Raw genomic sequence first — 17020 nt, 5'->3', positions numbered from 1 at the left:
GTTAATGCTTGACGACGAAGCGAGCAGCCCCACCTTGATGCTGTAGTAGGTAGCCACCCTCAGAATAAGTGGAGAGGTCTACAGAGACCGTGCCTTGGAGATCAGCCTCGATCGTTGCGAGGCGTACACCTGAGAGGGTGTAGATGGAGATCTGCTCCTGTGGCATCAGACCTGTGACGGTGAGTAGCTGATCAGCGACGGTCGGGAAGAGCTTGACCTGTGCGCTATCCTCTATCGGGTTGATGCTTAGGGGATCCTTGAAGAAGACCTCTACTAGAGTCTCCTCTCTGACTACGATGGTCATCTCATTGCCATCGACCTCTAGGAGCTCGTGGTTGCAGTAGACACGATCTACGACATAGCCCTCGTCGGGGGTCATCGTGAGCTTTAGCTCAGTACGCTCAGGGATTGCAGTCAGATCGTCAGCACCTGTGAGCTGAGCCTTACCATGCTTTGCTACCTCTAGCGTGACTGGATAAAGAGCAGCACCTGCATAGGGGGATACGGTCGATGTCGACTCACTATTGCCAAAGACCTCCCACCCCTTATCTGTTGCGATCTTAACATCCGAGACGAGACAGATGTTGCGCTCCTGAGCATTGTCCGTAGTGATCAGCTCGATCTTAGGAGCACGGAAGTAGGACGACTTCTTAGCCTCTGGGAGGGAGTTCATAAAGGCTGTCATAGCGGCACCCTTGATGAAGTTGTTGTAAAGCGTGACGGACTGCAGGTTCTTGCACTCAGGGAGGGTTATCTCCTGTAGCTTATTATTCCTCAGGTCGATGGTCTCTACAGAAGGATTGGATGCTGTAAAGGTTGAGAGCTGATTATTGCTCAAGATCAAGTAGGTGAGTGCCGTTGCCTCGGAAAGGTCTATCTGCTCTATGGCGCAGTTGCCAGCTTCGAGATTCCTTAGCGCTGTATTACCTGCGAGGGTTAGCTTGCGTAGGTTACTGTTTTGGTTACAGTTGACCTCTGTCAGATAGCTGAGCCCGGAGAGGTCTATCTCCTCTACGGAGGTGTTTGGAGCGATCAGCTCCTCGAGCTTGGTACAGCCGGAGAGGTCGAGTTTCTGAACTTTTGTAGAGCCACAAGTGAGGAACGTGAGCTCACTATTTGCTTTTAAGTCGATGGCAGTTATTGGGTTTGCGTTGCAGTCGAACTGATACAGCTCGGGGCAGTTACTCAGATCGATGCTCGTGATGTCGTTGTTGTAGCATATAAAGGTCTTCAGCTTGACCGACTTGCTCAGATCGATCTCGGTAAGGTAGTTACCCGGGCAGGTGAGCTCTTCGAGCGTAGGGCATCCTGTGACATCGAGAGAGTAGATACTGTCCTGTCCTATGGTACAGAGCGTGATGTTTGTACCAGTGATCGTTAGTTCAGGCTGCTTGACAGAGAGCTGGTAGTTGACAGATCCGTCCCACATGGGAGATCCTCCACTCTCCATGCCAGAGGCCCCCTCGACCTTGGGCGTGCCATCGCACTTGATAGAGATGTTAAAGCGATCCGTGGGCTTCATATGAGTCGTCAGCTTAATAACGCTCTCCTGACCATACATCGGGAGAGAAAAGAGTGCTAAGAGACATAGCAGAGTGGGTAGCAGTTTTTTCATAGTTTATGTTATACTGTTTATGAAGATGTAAAAGAGGGCTCCAGTGTGTGCCGCTAGAAACCGCCGAAAGGCGAAGTTAGCCAATTTGATGCTAAAAAGCAAATGTAAGTCTCTGTGCTAGACAAGGATTAGTAGGTGACGCCAGAAGTCCTAGGGACACTAGTAGCCCCAGGGCTGACACATTATATACAATGGACTCATCGACCTCTCTACTCCTCGCTTGTCGCTCATGTGCAGCGCCTGATAGAGCGATTATGATGCATCAGCCCTAGCGGGATAAATTCAACGCTGGTTCGCTACAATAATTTAGAGCTGGCTACATATCAAAACGGCACTGTGTCGGGGAAAAGTGATCTCCACGTGGATATTTCGAAATCTCCACGTGGAGATTTTTTCTTTCCCACGTGGGGAAGAAAAAATTCCTCGGAGGAATCAAATGAAACTTCGGAGGAAATGAATGACGCTCACGTGGAAAACAAAAAATATCCACGTGGAGATTTGAGATTTTCCACGTGGATATTCGAGAAAGGAGGGAATCGGACGAATTTCCCCGTAAAGATATGTAAACAGGGATTAGAGGTTAGAGATTAGAGATTAGGACGGACACATTATATATAGTACCCTCATCTAAGCCTAGCTTGTGGCTCATATCTAGCTCCTGAAAGAGCGATTATAAGGCGTCAGCCCTGCTAGTAGCCCCAGTCTCTCTAGTCACTAACCTCTTTTTTCGTACCTTTGGAGAGCATTAAGTAACTATGGTCGCTCCGAGACGACCTTTCCTTCACTCTATCTCATTCTATCTCATGACTAGAAGAAATTTATTTCGTAGCCTCGTGGCTCTCATTTTATCCACATTCGCTCTGCCTATGACTGCACAGCAAGGGTCCAAGCAAATGACCCCAGAGATGCTGCTCACGATGCCTCGTGTAGGGAGCTATGCGCTAGCCCCTGATGGTAAGCAGGTCATCTACAACGTATCTCAGCCCTCTATCAAGGACAACAACAGCCGCACCTCTATCTACCTCATCAATAGCGATGGCTCTGGTCGTACCGAGCTAACCGCTCCCTCGGCTGGTAGCGAGTACACACCACGCTGGAGCCGTGACGGCAAGCAGATATACTTCATGCGTGGCACGGACCAGGGCATGCAGCTCTTCGCACGCACCCTTAGCGATGGGGTAGAGCGTCAGCTCACGGCTATCGACGGGGGAATCGTCGACTATCTCTTCTCGCCAGATGAGACGACACTGCTCTATGTCCAGGATATCAAGGCACGACCCGTCGTCACGGACGTCTATCCTGATCTAGACAAGGCTGACGCACGTATCATCGAGGATCTCATGTACAAGCATTGGGACGAGTGGGTCTCGACGATGCCACACCCCTTCATCGCAAAGGTTACGGCACAGCCCATCACTAAGGGTCTAGACCTACTCGAGGGTGAACCGTATGAGGCTCCTATGCGTCCCTTCAACGGCATCGAGGATATAGCTTTCAGCCCCGATGGCAACCTCATCGCTTACGCTTGTCGCAAGAAGACGGGACTAGAGTACAGTCTCTCGACCAATAGTGATATATACCTATATAATGTATCTACTGGTGAGACGACCAACGTCAGTGAGGGCATCATGGGTTACGATACGCACCCTGTCTTCAGTCCCGATGGTCGCTCACTCATCTGGATCGGTATGGAGCACGACGGCTATGAGTCAGACCTACAGGTGATGTATCTCTACGACTTGGCAAAGAAGCAGTACCGTCCCCTCACGGCCGACTTTGAGTACAATATCGCCAACCCCACCTGGAGTGCCGACAGTAAGACCATCTACTTCATCACTTGCCGAGAGGCACTGACACACCTCTACAGCTATCAGCTAGCTAATGGCAAGATCAAGCAGATCACCGACGGACAGTACGACTACACAGGCTTTGATATGAATGCCGAGGGCGTCTGCGTCGCTTCTCGCCAGTCCATGACCTATCCTACGGAGCTCTATATGGTCAATCTGAAGAACGGCAAGGCTACCGCACTAACTGAGGAGGACAAGCCGATCATGAGTCAGCTAGGCGACCTAACTTGCGAAAAGCGCTGGATGCCTACGACCGACGGCGGTAAGATGCTCACATGGGTACTCTACCCACCACACTTTGATAAGAGCAAGCAGTACCCCTCCATCCTTTACTGTCAGGGAGGTCCGCAAAGCACCATAAGCCAGTTCTGGTCCTATCGCTGGAACCCCCGCATCATGGCTGAGCAGGGCTACATCGTCATCCTGCCCAACCGCCACGGCGTGCCAGGCTTTGGTAAGGCGTGGAACGAGCAGATCAGTGGCGACTATAGCGGTCAGAACATCCGCGACTACCTCACCGCCGCAGACCTGATGAAGCAAGAGCCCTTCATCGCACCAGATCGTATGGGCGCTGTGGGCGCTAGCTACGGTGGGTACTCCGTCTACTACCTAGCTGGTGTACACGAGGGTCGCTTCGCAGCCTTCATCGCACATGCGGGTATCTTCAACCTCGAGGCTCAGTATCTAGAGACCGAGGAGAAGTGGTTTGCCAATTGGGATATGGGCGGTGCTCCTTGGGAAAAGGACAACGCTACCGCTCAGCGCACCTTTGCCAATTCACCGCACAAGCTGGTCGACAAGTGGGATACGCCTATCCTGATCATTCACGGTGAGTATGACTTCCGCATACTTGCCTCGCAAGGTATGATGGCCTTTGACGCCGCTAAGATGCGTGGTATACCTACGAAGATGCTACTCTTCCCCGAGGAGACGCACTGGGTCCTCAAGCCTCAGAATGCACTCCTATGGCAGCGCACCTTTTTTGACTGGCTCGATCGTTGGCTCAAGAAGTAAGAGACCGTGATAGATACACTCGTATTTGATTTCGGAGGCGTCTTAGTGGATCTCCAACCGGAGGTGTCGCTAAGACGCTTTCGCGAGCTAGGCGTTCAGGACATCGACGAGATGCTCAATCCGTACCGACAGCTCGGCGTCTTTCACGACCTCGAGATGGGACTCGTGGGGCGCGAGGAGTTTGTCGCACGCCTTAATGAGCATGCCGGCACAGACCTAACCGATGAGCAGATCAATGAGGCGATCCTGCTCTTCCTCAAGGGGGTACCTCAGTACAAGTTTGACTGCCTAGAGCAGCTCCGTAAGAAGTACAAGATCTACATCTTGTCGAATACCAATCCCTACATCATGGCGTATGCCCATAGTCCACACTTCCTCCCCGCTACGGGGCGCACGCTGAGCGACTATGTGGACAAGGTTTATGCCTCCTGCGAGATGCAGACGATGAAGCCTGACCGAGCTATCTACGAGCAGATGATAGCCGACAGCGGCATGGTGCCCGAGCGTACGCTCTTCATCGATGACAGCACCGCCAACCTTGAGGCCGCTGCAGCACTGGGTCTGCAGACACTCCTAGCGGTCAATGCCACCGACTGGCGCCCCGCCCTAGCGGCTCGTCTGCAGCACGATTAGACCTCGCAGATGCTCGTCGCGCTCCCTCGGGTAGTCTGATTACTCCGCAGCCTCCGCTCTTTCTGCAGAGCTGATACGCTATAACTTGGTGCTACAGAATGATAGCCACGTAGGAAATCTTAAATTCCCACGTGGCTATTTTTTATTCTCCACGTAGGAGCGAATCATTTCCTCCGAAGTTTCATTTGATTCCTCCGAAGTTTTATTTCGTCCCTACGTAAGCATTTTTCATTTGCCACGTGGAGATTTGAGATTTTCCACGTGGATATTCGATAAAGGAGGGAATCGGAGGAATTGCCCCGTAAAGATATGTAAATAAAGAGTAGAGGTTAAAAGTTAGAGATTAGGGGGGAGAAGTTAGAAATTAGAGATTAAAGGGCAGGGTGGACACCTTATTATATATAGTGAGCTCAACCTCCCTCGGGAGACTGTTGCAAAAGTCAACAGTCTCATTAGACGAGTAACAATGTGTAGGGACGCTCGGCTAGTGTCTAGCGGGAGGGCGTCTGTTGTGGTCAAGCGATACGTATGGTCAATCTACGAAACCTAGAGATTGAGGTTGGACGACCGCTTGCGGTCGGACGCTTCGTAGCCCCCAGTCGGAGGGGCAAAGCCCCGAACGACTGCGGGGTCAGGAGTGCCACACGAAGCAAGCGACCTCCCCGGAGTGGGAGGTCGGACTGTGACTGTAAGCTTCGCCTAGTCCGACCCACAAGGGGTCGATCGTTTACCACGTTCGCCTGTCCATCGGTCGTTCGGGGCTGTGCCCCTCCGACCGACGGCTACGATGCGTCGGACCTCTAGCGAGGTCCTTTTCCGCAAGAAAGGTGTCGGAGAGATTAGAGGTCAGAGAGAATTGTGTGGCGAAATGTGCGGACGCACGAAAGTGTCTAGCGGGAGGGCGTCTGTCGTGGTCAAGCGATACGTATGGTCGATCTACGAAACCTAGAGATTGAGGTTGGACGACCGCTTGCGGTCGGACGCTTCGTAGCCCCCAGTCGGAGGGGCAAAGCCCCGAACGACTGCGGGGTCAGGAGTGCCACACGAAGCAAGCGACCTCCCCGGAGTGGGAGGTCGGACTGTGACTGTAAGCTTCGCCTAGTCCGACCCACAAGGGGTCGATCGTTTACCACGTTCGCCTGTCCATCGGTCGTTCGGGGCTGTGCCCCTCCGACCGACGGCTACGATGCGTCGGACCTCTTGCGAGGTCCTTTTTATCAGAGCTATCTGAGGTATCAGACGAGTAACCTTTGTAGGGACGCACGGTCCGTGCGTCCGTCCCCGTTAAAGCCCTGACACTATAACTCTTGACACAACGGACGCACGAGCCGTGCGTCCCTACACCGGTTACACGTGTCGCTGTGACACAACGGAGGTTGTCTCCTTTGACACAACGGACGCATGAGCCGTGCGTCCCTACAACTGTTACTCGTCTAACCTCTGATCTCTAACTTCTAATCTCTACGCTCGCTTGTCAGGTCAAAAAGTTTTTGTACCTTTGTCCCCGCTATGCCTACTATAGGTGATTGTGATGTGCGACATATCGTGATCTACAACATATTATGGCAGGGTAGCACGAGAATCATATTTGTAAATCAAGAATTAAGTAAACGAGAAGTTAATGCCTACTATCCAACAGTTAGTAAGAAAGGGACGAGAGACCTTTGAGGAAAAAGGTAAGTCTCCAGCCTTAGGTTCATGCCCACAGCGTCGTGGCGTCTGTGTCCGCGTTTACACAACCACTCCTAAGAAGCCTAACTCGGCTATGCGTAAAGTGGCTCGTGTACGTCTGACCAACGGCAAGGAGGTTAATGCCTACATCCCTGGAGAGGGTCACAACCTTCAGGAGCATAGTATCGTCTTGGTGCGTGGCGGTCGTGTCAAGGACCTGCCTGGTGTACGCTACCATATCGTGCGTGGCGCACTCGATACTGCTGGTGTCGACGGACGTCGCCAGCGTCGCTCTAAGTACGGAGCTAAGCGTCCTAAGGCGAAGTAAACTAGTCGCCTAGATTGAGATGCCGTGGCGAGGTGCTGGATGGCCTGCTGTCCCCCTCGACCTATTACTCCCCCTAGTGGGCGAGTATACTATATATAGGTACATCAGCGAGTACCTCTCCCCACAGAAAAATCTATCGACACTCCTCGTAGCAGTGTACCCGAGCTCCTTAAAGAGTCGCGCACATCTAGCACGGGAGTGCAATCTAAATCTAGTAACCACATTTGTTCCCGTGGTTCTATTTGGATAAGCTAATCCTTGACCCCAAGGATAGGTTGAGTAAATGCTCCAGAGGGAGCGTTGAAGACAACAAATCATGATGATGGCAACCCAAATAAGACGACGAGACAATAGTATAATATCACGAAATAATGAGAAAGGCTAAGCCTAAGAAGAGGCAGGTACTGCCCGATCCCGTATTTGGAGATCGTCAGGTCACAAAGTTTGTGAACCACCTCATGTATGATGGCAAGAAGAGTCTTGCATATAGCATCTTCTACAGAGCCCTTGATATCGTCAAGGATAAGATGTCGCAAGAGGAGAAGAGCGCCCTAGAGATCTGGAAGGCAGCTCTCGATAATGTAACCCCTCACGTAGAGGTCAAGTCTCGTCGTATCGGAGGAGCAACCTTCCAAGTGCCGACAGAGATACGTCCAGAGCGTAGGGAGTCTATCTCCATGAAGAATCTGATCATCTTCGCTCGTAAGCGTGGTGGTAAGACCATGGCTGACAAACTTGCAGCAGAGATCATGGATGCCTACAATAGTCAGGGTGGTGCGTTCAAGCGTAAGGAGGACGTACATCGTATGGCTGAGGCTAACCGTGCCTTCGCACACTTCCGCTTCTAACCTACACTAACCATAAAATCTATGTCTGCAATTCATTCTAAGCTCGAGCAAACTCGTAATATCGGCATCATGGCGCACATTGATGCTGGTAAGACGACGACCTCTGAGCGTATTCTCTTCTACACCGGACTAACACACAAGATCGGAGAGGTACACGATGGTGCCGCTACGATGGACTGGATGGCGCAGGAGCAGGAGCGTGGTATCACGATCACCTCTGCTGCTACCACGACCTTCTGGACCTATGGCGATAAGAAGTACAAGATCAACCTGATCGACACCCCAGGACACGTTGACTTTACGGTCGAGGTAGAGCGTTCGCTCCGTATCCTAGATGGTGCTGTGGCTACTTTTTGTGCCGTGGGCGGTGTACAGCCTCAGAGTGAGACTGTATGGCGTCAGGCGGATAAGTATAAGGTGCCACGCATCGCATACATTAACAAGATGGACCGCTCGGGCGCAAACTTCTACGAGGTACAGCGCCAGATGGTCGACATGCTCGGAGCTAAGGCTTGTCCTATCCAGATCCCAGTCGGGGAGGAAGACTCCTTCAAGGGAGTTATAGACTTGATAACCATGAAGGCTATCATCTGGCACGACGAGACCATGGGCGCCGAGTATGAGATCGATGAGATCCCAGACGATCTCCGCGCCGATGCTGAGGAGTGGAGAGATAAGCTCCTAGAGACGCTTGCTGAGACTGACGAGACTCTCATGGAGAAGTACTTTGATGATCCCTCTACGATCACAGAGGACGAGATCCGTACAGCTATCCGTACGGCTACACTAGCGATGGAGATCTTCCCAATGCTATGTGGCTCTTCATTTAAGAATAAGGGCGTACAGACACTCCTAGATGCCGTCTGTGCTTATCTGCCTAGTCCTGTAGATACACCAGAGGTGGTAGGTCATGCACTAGACTCTGACAAGGAAGAGGTGCGTGAGGTCGATCCCGATGCACCTATGAGTGCACTCGCCTTCAAGATCGCTACCGACCCCTTCGTAGGTCGTCTCTGCTTCTTCCGCGTGTACAGTGGTCACATTGACGCTGGTAGCTACGTCTTTAACTCACGCTCTGGCAAGAAGGAGCGTATCTCACGTCTCTTCCAGATGCACTCTAACCACCAGAACCCGATGGAGACTATCGGTACGGGTGATATCGGTGCAGGCGTAGGCTTTAAGGATATTCGTACGGGAGACACACTCTGTGATGAGAATGCACCACTCGTACTGGAGTCTATCGACTTCCCTGATCCTGTGATCGGTATCGCTGTGGAGCCTAAGACGCAGAAGGATATGGATCGTCTCGGTGTCGGACTGGCTAAGCTCGCTGAGGAGGATCCAACGTTTGTTGTCAAGACCAACGAGGAGACGGGTCAGACCGTCATCAGCGGTATGGGTGAGCTACACCTAGACATCATTATAGACCGTCTGAAGCGCGAGTTCAAGGTCGAGTGCAACCAGGGTCAGCCACAGGTGGCTTACAAGGAGGCTGTTACTCAGACTGTCGATCTGCGCGAGGTATACAAGAAGCAGTCAGGTGGTCGTGGTAAGTTCGCTGATATCATCATCAAGTTTGGACCCGCCGATGAGGACTTCGATGGCACCCTACAATTTGTTGATGAGGTCAAGGGCGGTAACATCCCGAAGGAGTTTATCCCCTCTGTCCAGAAGGGCTTTGAGAAGGCTATGAAGAGTGGTGTCCTCGCAGGCTATCCTCTAGATAGGCTCAAGGTGACACTGGTAGATGGTTCTTTCCACCCCGTAGACTCAGATCAGCTCTCTTTTGAGGTGGCAGCTATGATGGCCTTTAAGGAGGCTTCTGAAAAGGCTAGCCCCGTCCTCATGGAGCCTATCATGCAGCTTGAGGTGGTAACACCCGAGGAGAACATGGGTGACGTGATCGGCGACCTCAATAAGCGCCGTGGTCAGGTCGAGGGCTCAGAGGTCAACCGCTCAGGAGCTCAGGTTATCAAGGCTAAGGTGCCCCTAAGCGAGATGTTTGGCTACGTAACCGCCCTACGTACGATCACGAGTGGTCGTGCCTCAAGTACGATGAGCTTCTCACACTACGCAGAGGTCTCCTCGTCAATAGCTAAGAAGATCCTTGAGGAACTCAATGGTCGCGTTGATTTGATAAAGTAATAATCTCACAATATAGTAATGAGCCAAAAGATCAGAATCAAGCTGAGGTCATACGACCACATGCTCGTAGACAAGTCTGCCGAGAAGATCGTCACGGCCGTACAGAATACTAATGCGCTGGTCAGTGGTCCTATACCACTGCCCACGCATAAGCGTATCTTTACGGTGAACCGCTCCACCTTCGTCAATAAGAAGAGTCGTGAGCAGTTTGAGCTAAATGCTCACAAGCGTCTGATCGACATCTACAACGCCTCAGCACCTACGATTGATGCGCTGATGAAGCTGGAGATGCCCAGTGGCGTAGATATCGAAATTAAGTATTAACCAGAGTAATCAACTACAGAAATGCCAGGATTATTAGGAAAGAAAATCGGAATGACTTCCGTATTCAGTGCCGAGGGCGTCAACGTGCCATGCACTGTCATCGAAGTAGGTCCTTGTGTAGTGACTCAAGTAAAAACGGCTGACCGTGATGGGTATGAAGCGATCCAGCTGGGCTTTCAGGATGCTAAAGACAAGCATACGACACGCCCTCTGCAGGGACACTTCAAAGCAGCCGGAGTGACTAACAAGCGCCACTTGGCCGAGTTCATGGGCTTTGGATCGGATTACAAGCTCGGTGATGAGATCACCGTGGAGCTCTTCAACGATACCCACTATGTGGACGTACACGGGACGAGCAAGGGTAAAGGATTCCAAGGCGTAGTCAAGCGTCACGGATTCGGCGGTGTCGGTCAGTCGACACACGGTCAGGATGACCGTCTACGCGCTCCCGGTTCGGTCGGTGCCTGCTCTTACCCCGCAAAGGTCTTCAAGGGTACACGCATGGCTGGACAGCTAGGTAACAAGCGCGTCACGGTACAAAACCTCGAGGTGATCAAAGTAATGCCCGAGCACAACATCCTCGTACTCAAGGGTAGTGTGCCTGGAGCTAAGGGTTCAATCATAGCAATAGAGAAGTAATGGAACTATCAATCTACAATATACAAGGTGAAGATACGGGACGTAAGATAGCCTTGGAGAGCTCCGTCTTTGGTATAGAGCCCAATGATCACGCTATCTATCTAACCGTCAAGCAGTACCGCGCTAATCAGCGTCAGGGTACGCACAAAACCAAGGAGCGTAGCGAGATGAGTGGATCTACACGCAAGCTATTCCGCCAGAAAGGTACGGGTGGCGCTCGCCGTGGTGATATCAACTCTAACATCCTACGTGGTGGTGCTCGCGTCTTCGGACCTCGTCCACGTAGCTACAGCTTCAAGCTCAATAAGAAGCTCCGTCAGCTAGCACGTCGCAGTGCGCTCACCTACAAGGCTCAGGACAACCAGATCATGGTACTGGATCAGCTCTCCTTTGAGGCACCCAAGACCAAGTCTTTTGTGAGTATGGCAAAGGCACTCAACGTAGATGGACAGAAGACTCTCTACGTAGTCTCACAGATAGAGGATACCGTAGCACTCAGTGCTCGCAATATCCCTGGTGTCAGCATCGTACGTGCTCAAGATCTCAATACTTATTGTGTGCTGGATTGTCGCAAGATAGTCTTCACAGAGGATGCTCTAGCACAGGTCAATGAGATGTTTTAAGTCGAAACACACTAGTAGAGCATTGATATGGGAATCATAATCAAACCAATAATCTCAGAGAAGATGACAGCAATCACTGAGAGCAATCCGCAGCGCTACGCCTTTTTAGTAGCTCCTACTGCCAACAAGATTGAGATACGTAATGCTGTCGAGAAGATGTACAACGTCAAGGTCGATAGTGTCAACACCTGTCGCTACGATGGTAAGCGCTCTAGTCGCTATACCAAGTCAGGTGTCATCACGGGTCGTAAGCCAGCCTTCAAAAAGGCTTTCATAACGCTCCAGGGTGAGGATACAATCGATTTCTTTAGCAATATATAAGCAATGGGAATCCGTAAATTAAAGCCCGCAACGCCGGGGCAAAGACACAAAACTATTGGTGCATTTGACGCCATCACTGCCAGTGCACCAGAGAAGTCTCTTGTAGTTGGAGCTCGTAAATCGGGTGGCCGTAACAATACTGGTAAGATGACCATACGCAACGTAGGCGGTGGTCACAAACGTAAGTATCGTATCATCGACTTCAAGAGAACGAAGGATGGCATCCCCGCTACAGTCAAGAGTATCGAGTATGATCCAAACAGATCATCTCGCATCGCACTCCTATACTATGCCGATGGAGCTAAGAACTATATCATCGCTCCTAACGGACTGACTGTAGGCCAGCAAGTGATGTCAGGTGAAAATGCTACACCTGAGGTAGGTAACGCACTACCACTAGCTAAGGTACCTGTCGGTATGATCGTGCACAACATAGAGCTACGCCCTGGTCAGGGTGGTAAGCTGGTACGTAGTGCGGGTGCCTTCGCACAGCTGGTAGCTCGTGAAGATAATTATGTCGTACTACGTATGCCTAGTGGAGAGACTCGCCGTATCCTCGCTGCATGCAAAGCTACGATAGGTAGTGTCGGTAACTCCGATCACGCACTCGAGAGATCAGGCAAGGCTGGTCGTACGCGCTGGCTAGGTCGCAGACCTCGTGTACGTGGTGTCGCTATGAACCCTGTCGATCACCCAATGGGTGGTGGTGAGGGACGCGCCTCCGGAGGTCACCCACGCTCACGTACGGGTCTATACTCTAAGGGTCTTAAGACGAGAGCTCCTAAGAAGCACTCCTCTAAGTACATCATCGAGAGAGCCGCTAAGCGTAAGAAGTAATCATTGTATCATTTAAGCAAGAACTAAACACATGAGTCGTTCACTTAAGAAAGGGCCATTTATCAGCGTCAAGCTCGAAAAGAAAGTTTTGGCTATGAATGAAAGTGGCAAGAAATCAGTCATCAAGACTTGGTCTCGCGCCTCAATGATTTCTCCAGACTTCGTGGGACATACGATCGCCGTACACAATGGCAAGAGTTTTATACCTGTATTTATTACAGAGAATATGGTGGGTCACAAGCTCGGAGAGTTCGCTCCTACGCGTACCTTCCGTGGTCACTCTGGCAATCGCTAGTTAGCACCCTGTAATAAATCGAATCAAAGTAATTATCACACATGAGTGCCAATAATCAAGATACAATAGAGACGACCGCTCAGGAGACTGTGACACAGCCCGCCGTAGCTAAGCTACGCAACGTGCCCACATCTCCTCGTAAGATGCGTCTAGTCGTCGACAACATAAGAGGCATGGAGGTAGAGCGCGCGATGGCTACCTTGAGATTTAGCTCTCGCCGGGTAGCTGCTCAGCGTGTAGAGCAGCTCATACGTAGCGCCGTCTCTAACTGGGAGCAGCTCAACGGCCGCAAGGCTGACGAGGGTGAGCTCTACGTCTCCAAGATTTATGTAGACGAGGGAGTCACACTCAAGCGTCTACGCCCAGCTCCACAAGGCCGTGGCTACAGAATCCGCAAGCGTTCGAATCACATCACCGTGTGGGTCGATCAAATAGTTAATAACGTAGCTAAGTAACTGACATGGGACAGAAAATTAATCCAATAGCAAACAGACTCGGCTACATACGTGGTTGGGACTCTAACTGGTATGGTGGTCGTAACTATGGCGATACACTAGTAGAAGATGACCGTATCAGAAAGTACCTACACACAAGACTGTCAGGTGCCCTCGTGAGCCGAATCATCATAGAGCGAGCTCTCAAGGTCATCACCATAACGATATGCACGGCTCGTCCAGGTATGATCGTCGGAAAGGGCGGTCAAAACGTGGAGAACCTCAAAGCAGAGCTTAAGAAGGTCACTAAGGCTGACAACATACAGATCAACATCTACGAGGTGCGCAAGCCTGAGGTTGATGCCGTCATCGTGGCCAATGATATAGCACGCAAGCTAGAGGGCCGTATGTCATACCGACGTACCGTCAAGATGGCTATCGCAAACGCTATGCGCGCTGGTGCTGAGGGTATCAAGATACAGCTCTCTGGTCGTCTCAATAACGCTGAGATGGCTCGCTCCGAGCTATACAAGGAGGGACGTACTCCTCTACACACACTACGTGCTGACATCGACTATGCTCAGACTGGAGCTCTCACCAAGGTAGGTATGATAGGAGTCAAGGTCTGGATCATGAACGGCGAGGTATACGAGCGCCGCGATCTAGCTCCTGATCTCTCTCAGCCACGCCGTCAGGGCGGACGCCGAGGTGGTGACTCTCGTGGTGAGCGTCGTGGATTCCGTCGTGGAGGACGCAATAGATCTAATCGCTAATCAAAGACCACAGCTATGTTACAACCTAAGAAGACTAAATTTAGAAGGCAACAAAAGGGCCGCATGAAGGGCAATGCACAGCGTGGCAACCAGCTCGCATTTGGTTCTTTTGGTATCAAGAGCCTAGAGAGTAAGTGGATCACTGGCCGTCAGATAGAGGCCGCTCGTATCGCTGTAACGCGTTACATGCAGCGTCAAGGACAGGTCTGGTGCCGTATCTTCCCCGACAAGCCAATCACAGCAAAGCCTGCTGAGGTGCGAATGGGTAAAGGTAAAGGTAATCCCGAGGGATTCGTCGCTCCTGTGACTCCCGGTCGTATGCTCTTTGAAGTAGAGGGCGTACCCTACGAAGTCGCAAAGGAGGCTCTACGTCTGGCTGCTCAGAAGCTACCAGTCACGACGAAGTTTGTCGTACGTCGAGACTTCGACGCTGCTAACCCTAATGTTTAATCCGCTAGACCTTATACAGCTATGCAGATAAGCGAAATCAAAGAGCTCACAACGGAGGAGATCCGTGAGCGCATAGAGGCTGAGCAGGCTTCATACCAGCAGAAGAGAATAGACCACTATGTCTCTCCATCTGAGAATCCTGCAGCTTTTAAAGAGCAGCGTCGCACGATCGCTCGTCTCAAGACTGTCCTCGCTGAGCGAGAGACAAATAACTAACCCTGCAGAATAGACTTATATTCACATGGAAAGAAATCATAGAAAAGAGCGCATCGGGATCGTCACCAGCAACAAGATGGACAAGACCATCACCGTAGCCTCACGCTTCAAAGAGAAGCACCCTATATATGGTAAGTTCGTCAGCAAGACTAAAAAGTACTATGCACATGACGAGAAGAATGAAACAAACATCGGTGACCGTGTTCGCATCATGGAGACACGCCCTCTGAGCCGCACCAAGCGTTGGAGACTCACCGAGATTATAGAAAGAGCGAAGTAAACTATGATACAGCAAGAATCAAGACTCAATGTAGCAGACAATAGTGGTGCTCGCGAGGTACTCTGTATCCGTGTACTCGGTGGCACCCGCCGCCGCTATGCTTCGGTCGGAGATGTCATCGTGGTGACTGTCAAGAGTGTCATCCCCTCTAGCGATATGAAGAAGGGAACTGTCGCTAAGGCTCTCATCGTAAGAACAAAAAAGGAGATACGTCGTACAGACGGCTCCTACATCCGCTTTGATGACAACGCCTGCGTACTACTCACCCCCAATGGCGAGCTACGTGGTACACGTATCTTCGGCCCAGTAGCTCGTGAGCTACGTGCCGTCAATATGAAGGTCGTGTCTCTAGCTCCTGAGGTCCTTTAACTTATAGAGAGAATAGAGATGAGCAAGTTTCATATCAAGAAAGGCGACATCGTCATGGTAAATGCTGGCGACGACAAGGGCAAGACGGGACGTGTCCTCAAGGTACTTGTCAAGAAGCAGCGTGCGATCGTCGAGGGACTTAACATGGTATCTAAGCATACCAAGCCCAATGCACAGAACCCCCAGGGAGCTATTCTCAGCATGGAGGCTCCAATACATATATCTAACCTGAATGTGCTAGATCCTCAGTCTGGCAAGGGAACGCGTATAGGACGTCGCCGTGATGACAACGGTAAGCTAGTACGCTTCGCTAAGAAGTCAGGAGAAGTAATTAAGTAACTATGGCACTGACAGTAAATCTTAAGAAGCAATACAACGAGCAGATCGCTCCCGATCTGATGAAGCACTTTGCCTACAAGAGTAGCATGCAGGTGCCTCGCCTAGAGAAGATCGTCATCAATCAAGGCTTGGGCATGGCTACAGGTGACAAGAAGATCATCGACGTCGCAATCGATGAGCTCACACAGATCACCGGACAGAAGGCAGTAGCAACATACTCACGCAAGGATATATCCAACTTCAAGCTACGTAAGCAGATGCCTATCGGTGTCATGGTTACACTGCGTGGTGACCGTATGTACGAGTTCCTCGAGCGTCTCGTACGTGTCGCACTCCCACGTATCCGTGACTTCAAGGGTATCAACTCTAAGATGGATGGTCGTGGTAACTATACCCTAGGTATCTCAGAGCAGATCATCTTCCCTGAGATCAACCTCGATAGTATCACGAAAATACTAGGGATGAACATCACTTTTGTAACCTCAGCTCCTACCGATGAGGAGGGCTTCGAGCTACTCAAGCAATTTGGACTTCCCTTCCGTACTACTAATAAGTAAGATACATATAGGTTTATGGCAAAAGAATCAATGAAGGCCCGTGAGGCCAAGCGCCAGAAGCTCGTTCAGAAGTATGCGAAGCGTCGTGCTGAGCTCAAAGCTGCTGGAGACTACGAGTCCCTGCAGAAGCTACAGACACTCCCACGCAACTCTTCTTCTGTACGTCTGCACAACCGCTGCAAGATCACGGGACGTCCCAAGGGTTATATGAGACAGTTTGGCATCAGCCGTATCCAATTCCGCGAGATGGCTTCCGCCGGTCTTATCCCAGGGGTGAAGAAAGCCAGCTGGTAATAGATCTCTCGTCGACACCCACATACACGAGGACAAAAAATCTCATAGACAGATGCAAATCGTCTATAGAGAGTTCTAAGGCTCAGATATACTAAGCTGAGAGCGAGTTAGAGCGCTATTCACTGCCTATACGATAGCTGTGATATGCTCTCGACAGACTCCAAA

The 17020-nt window shown here is 51.1% G+C and carries 21 protein-coding genes; 20 read left to right on the top strand and 1 reads right to left on the bottom strand.

Annotated elements, in window-relative coordinates:
- Position 1: 1 nt before the first annotated feature.
- A complete protein-coding gene (locus tag PORAS_RS01850) occupies positions 2-1615 on the bottom strand; it encodes a leucine-rich repeat domain-containing protein (protein WP_013759954.1) in 1614 nt (537 codons plus the stop codon).
- A gap of 866 nt (positions 1616-2481) precedes the next feature.
- Here PORAS_RS01850 and dpp5 point away from each other — a divergent pair.
- The 20 genes from dpp5 to rpsN all read left to right on the top strand — a co-directional run bounded on the left by dpp5 (position 2482) and on the right by rpsN (position 16855).
- The gene (gene dpp5, locus PORAS_RS01845; protein ID WP_013759953.1) at positions 2482-4479 is read left to right on the top strand and encodes a dipeptidyl-peptidase Dpp5; all 1998 of its coding nucleotides are present in this window, start codon (positions 2482-2484) and stop codon (positions 4477-4479) included.
- Between the two features lie 6 nt (positions 4480-4485).
- Positions 4486-5112, top strand: coding sequence for an HAD family hydrolase (locus PORAS_RS01840; RefSeq protein WP_004331526.1), 627 nt, complete (start codon positions 4486-4488; stop codon positions 5110-5112).
- A 1621-nt stretch (positions 5113-6733) separates the two neighbouring features.
- Complete coding sequence (gene rpsL, locus PORAS_RS01835) at positions 6734-7111, top strand: 30S ribosomal protein S12 (protein WP_004331537.1); 378 nt, start codon at positions 6734-6736, stop codon at positions 7109-7111.
- A gap of 371 nt (positions 7112-7482) precedes the next feature.
- Entirely contained in the window at positions 7483-7959 is a 477-nt protein-coding gene (rpsG, locus tag PORAS_RS01830) for a 30S ribosomal protein S7 (protein WP_004331548.1), read from the top strand.
- A 21-nt stretch (positions 7960-7980) separates the two neighbouring features.
- A complete protein-coding gene (gene fusA, locus PORAS_RS01825) occupies positions 7981-10104 on the top strand; it encodes an elongation factor G (RefSeq protein ID WP_013759951.1) in 2124 nt (707 codons plus the stop codon).
- A gap of 18 nt (positions 10105-10122) precedes the next feature.
- On the top strand, positions 10123-10428 hold the full coding sequence (rpsJ, locus tag PORAS_RS01820) for a 30S ribosomal protein S10 (protein WP_004331517.1): 306 nt from the start codon (positions 10123-10125) through the stop codon (positions 10426-10428).
- Positions 10429-10449: 21 nt separating this feature from the next.
- Positions 10450-11067 carry a 50S ribosomal protein L3 gene (gene rplC / locus PORAS_RS01815; protein WP_004331549.1) on the top strand — a complete coding sequence of 206 codons (618 nt, stop codon included), beginning with the start codon at positions 10450-10452 and terminating at the stop codon, positions 11065-11067.
- Positions 11067-11690 carry a 50S ribosomal protein L4 gene (gene rplD / locus PORAS_RS01810; protein WP_013759950.1) on the top strand — a complete coding sequence of 208 codons (624 nt, stop codon included), beginning with the start codon at positions 11067-11069 and terminating at the stop codon, positions 11688-11690. Before rplC ends, rplD begins: the two co-directional genes overlap by 1 nt.
- A gap of 27 nt (positions 11691-11717) precedes the next feature.
- Entirely contained in the window at positions 11718-12011 is a 294-nt protein-coding gene (gene rplW, locus PORAS_RS01805; RefSeq protein WP_004331538.1) for a 50S ribosomal protein L23, read from the top strand.
- Positions 12012-12014: 3 nt separating this feature from the next.
- Positions 12015-12848, top strand: coding sequence for a 50S ribosomal protein L2 (rplB, locus tag PORAS_RS01800; protein ID WP_013759949.1), 834 nt, complete (start codon positions 12015-12017; stop codon positions 12846-12848).
- A gap of 31 nt (positions 12849-12879) precedes the next feature.
- The gene (gene rpsS, locus PORAS_RS01795) at positions 12880-13143 is read left to right on the top strand and encodes a 30S ribosomal protein S19 (RefSeq protein ID WP_004331550.1); all 264 of its coding nucleotides are present in this window, start codon (positions 12880-12882) and stop codon (positions 13141-13143) included.
- 41 nt (positions 13144-13184) lie between these two features.
- Complete coding sequence (gene rplV, locus PORAS_RS01790; protein WP_004331543.1) at positions 13185-13598, top strand: 50S ribosomal protein L22; 414 nt, start codon at positions 13185-13187, stop codon at positions 13596-13598.
- A 5-nt stretch (positions 13599-13603) separates the two neighbouring features.
- Entirely contained in the window at positions 13604-14350 is a 747-nt protein-coding gene (gene rpsC, locus PORAS_RS01785) for a 30S ribosomal protein S3 (RefSeq protein ID WP_004331552.1), read from the top strand.
- Positions 14351-14365: 15 nt separating this feature from the next.
- Positions 14366-14800 carry a 50S ribosomal protein L16 gene (gene rplP / locus PORAS_RS01780; RefSeq protein WP_004331541.1) on the top strand — a complete coding sequence of 145 codons (435 nt, stop codon included), beginning with the start codon at positions 14366-14368 and terminating at the stop codon, positions 14798-14800.
- A 21-nt stretch (positions 14801-14821) separates the two neighbouring features.
- Positions 14822-15016 (top strand): 50S ribosomal protein L29, encoded by a 195-nt coding sequence (rpmC, locus tag PORAS_RS01775; protein WP_004331529.1) that lies wholly within the window; start codon positions 14822-14824, stop codon positions 15014-15016.
- 25 nt (positions 15017-15041) lie between these two features.
- Positions 15042-15296, top strand: a complete 255-nt coding sequence (gene rpsQ, locus PORAS_RS01770; protein ID WP_004331520.1) for a 30S ribosomal protein S17 — start codon at positions 15042-15044, stop codon at positions 15294-15296.
- Positions 15297-15299: 3 nt separating this feature from the next.
- Positions 15300-15665, top strand: a complete 366-nt coding sequence (rplN, locus tag PORAS_RS01765) for a 50S ribosomal protein L14 (RefSeq protein WP_004331555.1) — start codon at positions 15300-15302, stop codon at positions 15663-15665.
- Positions 15666-15683: 18 nt separating this feature from the next.
- Complete coding sequence (gene rplX, locus PORAS_RS01760; protein WP_004331525.1) at positions 15684-16004, top strand: 50S ribosomal protein L24; 321 nt, start codon at positions 15684-15686, stop codon at positions 16002-16004.
- A 2-nt stretch (positions 16005-16006) separates the two neighbouring features.
- Positions 16007-16561, top strand: a complete 555-nt coding sequence (gene rplE / locus PORAS_RS01755) for a 50S ribosomal protein L5 (RefSeq protein WP_004331531.1) — start codon at positions 16007-16009, stop codon at positions 16559-16561.
- Between the two features lie 15 nt (positions 16562-16576).
- Positions 16577-16855 carry a 30S ribosomal protein S14 gene (gene rpsN, locus PORAS_RS01750; protein ID WP_004331558.1) on the top strand — a complete coding sequence of 93 codons (279 nt, stop codon included), beginning with the start codon at positions 16577-16579 and terminating at the stop codon, positions 16853-16855.
- Positions 16856-17020: the final 165 nt, after the last annotated feature.

It is taken from the genome of Porphyromonas asaccharolytica DSM 20707 (assembly GCF_000212375.1).
In the GTDB taxonomy this organism is placed as follows: Bacteria; Bacteroidota; Bacteroidia; order Bacteroidales; family Porphyromonadaceae; genus Porphyromonas; species Porphyromonas asaccharolytica.
Note: the sequence above shows the minus strand (reverse complement) of the source record. Positions and strands in the feature narration are given on the sequence as shown.

Coding starts and splice junctions, on each gene's coding strand:
- PORAS_RS01850 (WP_013759954.1), bottom strand. CDS start 1,615: ATGAAAAAACTGCTACCCACTCTGCTATGTCTCTTAGCACTCTTTTCT.
- dpp5 (WP_013759953.1), top strand. CDS start 2,482: ATGACTGCACAGCAAGGGTCCAAGCAAATGACCCCAGAGATGCTGCTC.
- rpsL (WP_004331537.1), top strand. CDS start 6,734: ATGCCTACTATCCAACAGTTAGTAAGAAAGGGACGAGAGACCTTTGAG.
- rpsG (WP_004331548.1), top strand. CDS start 7,483: ATGAGAAAGGCTAAGCCTAAGAAGAGGCAGGTACTGCCCGATCCCGTA.
- fusA (WP_013759951.1), top strand. CDS start 7,981: ATGTCTGCAATTCATTCTAAGCTCGAGCAAACTCGTAATATCGGCATC.
- rpsJ (WP_004331517.1), top strand. CDS start 10,123: ATGAGCCAAAAGATCAGAATCAAGCTGAGGTCATACGACCACATGCTC.
- rplC (WP_004331549.1), top strand. CDS start 10,450: ATGCCAGGATTATTAGGAAAGAAAATCGGAATGACTTCCGTATTCAGT.
- rplD (WP_013759950.1), top strand. CDS start 11,067: ATGGAACTATCAATCTACAATATACAAGGTGAAGATACGGGACGTAAG.
- rplW (WP_004331538.1), top strand. CDS start 11,718: ATGGGAATCATAATCAAACCAATAATCTCAGAGAAGATGACAGCAATC.
- rplB (WP_013759949.1), top strand. CDS start 12,015: ATGGGAATCCGTAAATTAAAGCCCGCAACGCCGGGGCAAAGACACAAA.
- rpsS (WP_004331550.1), top strand. CDS start 12,880: ATGAGTCGTTCACTTAAGAAAGGGCCATTTATCAGCGTCAAGCTCGAA.
- rplV (WP_004331543.1), top strand. CDS start 13,185: ATGAGTGCCAATAATCAAGATACAATAGAGACGACCGCTCAGGAGACT.
- rpsC (WP_004331552.1), top strand. CDS start 13,604: ATGGGACAGAAAATTAATCCAATAGCAAACAGACTCGGCTACATACGT.
- rplP (WP_004331541.1), top strand. CDS start 14,366: ATGTTACAACCTAAGAAGACTAAATTTAGAAGGCAACAAAAGGGCCGC.
- rpmC (WP_004331529.1), top strand. CDS start 14,822: ATGCAGATAAGCGAAATCAAAGAGCTCACAACGGAGGAGATCCGTGAG.
- rpsQ (WP_004331520.1), top strand. CDS start 15,042: ATGGAAAGAAATCATAGAAAAGAGCGCATCGGGATCGTCACCAGCAAC.
- rplN (WP_004331555.1), top strand. CDS start 15,300: ATGATACAGCAAGAATCAAGACTCAATGTAGCAGACAATAGTGGTGCT.
- rplX (WP_004331525.1), top strand. CDS start 15,684: ATGAGCAAGTTTCATATCAAGAAAGGCGACATCGTCATGGTAAATGCT.
- rplE (WP_004331531.1), top strand. CDS start 16,007: ATGGCACTGACAGTAAATCTTAAGAAGCAATACAACGAGCAGATCGCT.
- rpsN (WP_004331558.1), top strand. CDS start 16,577: ATGGCAAAAGAATCAATGAAGGCCCGTGAGGCCAAGCGCCAGAAGCTC.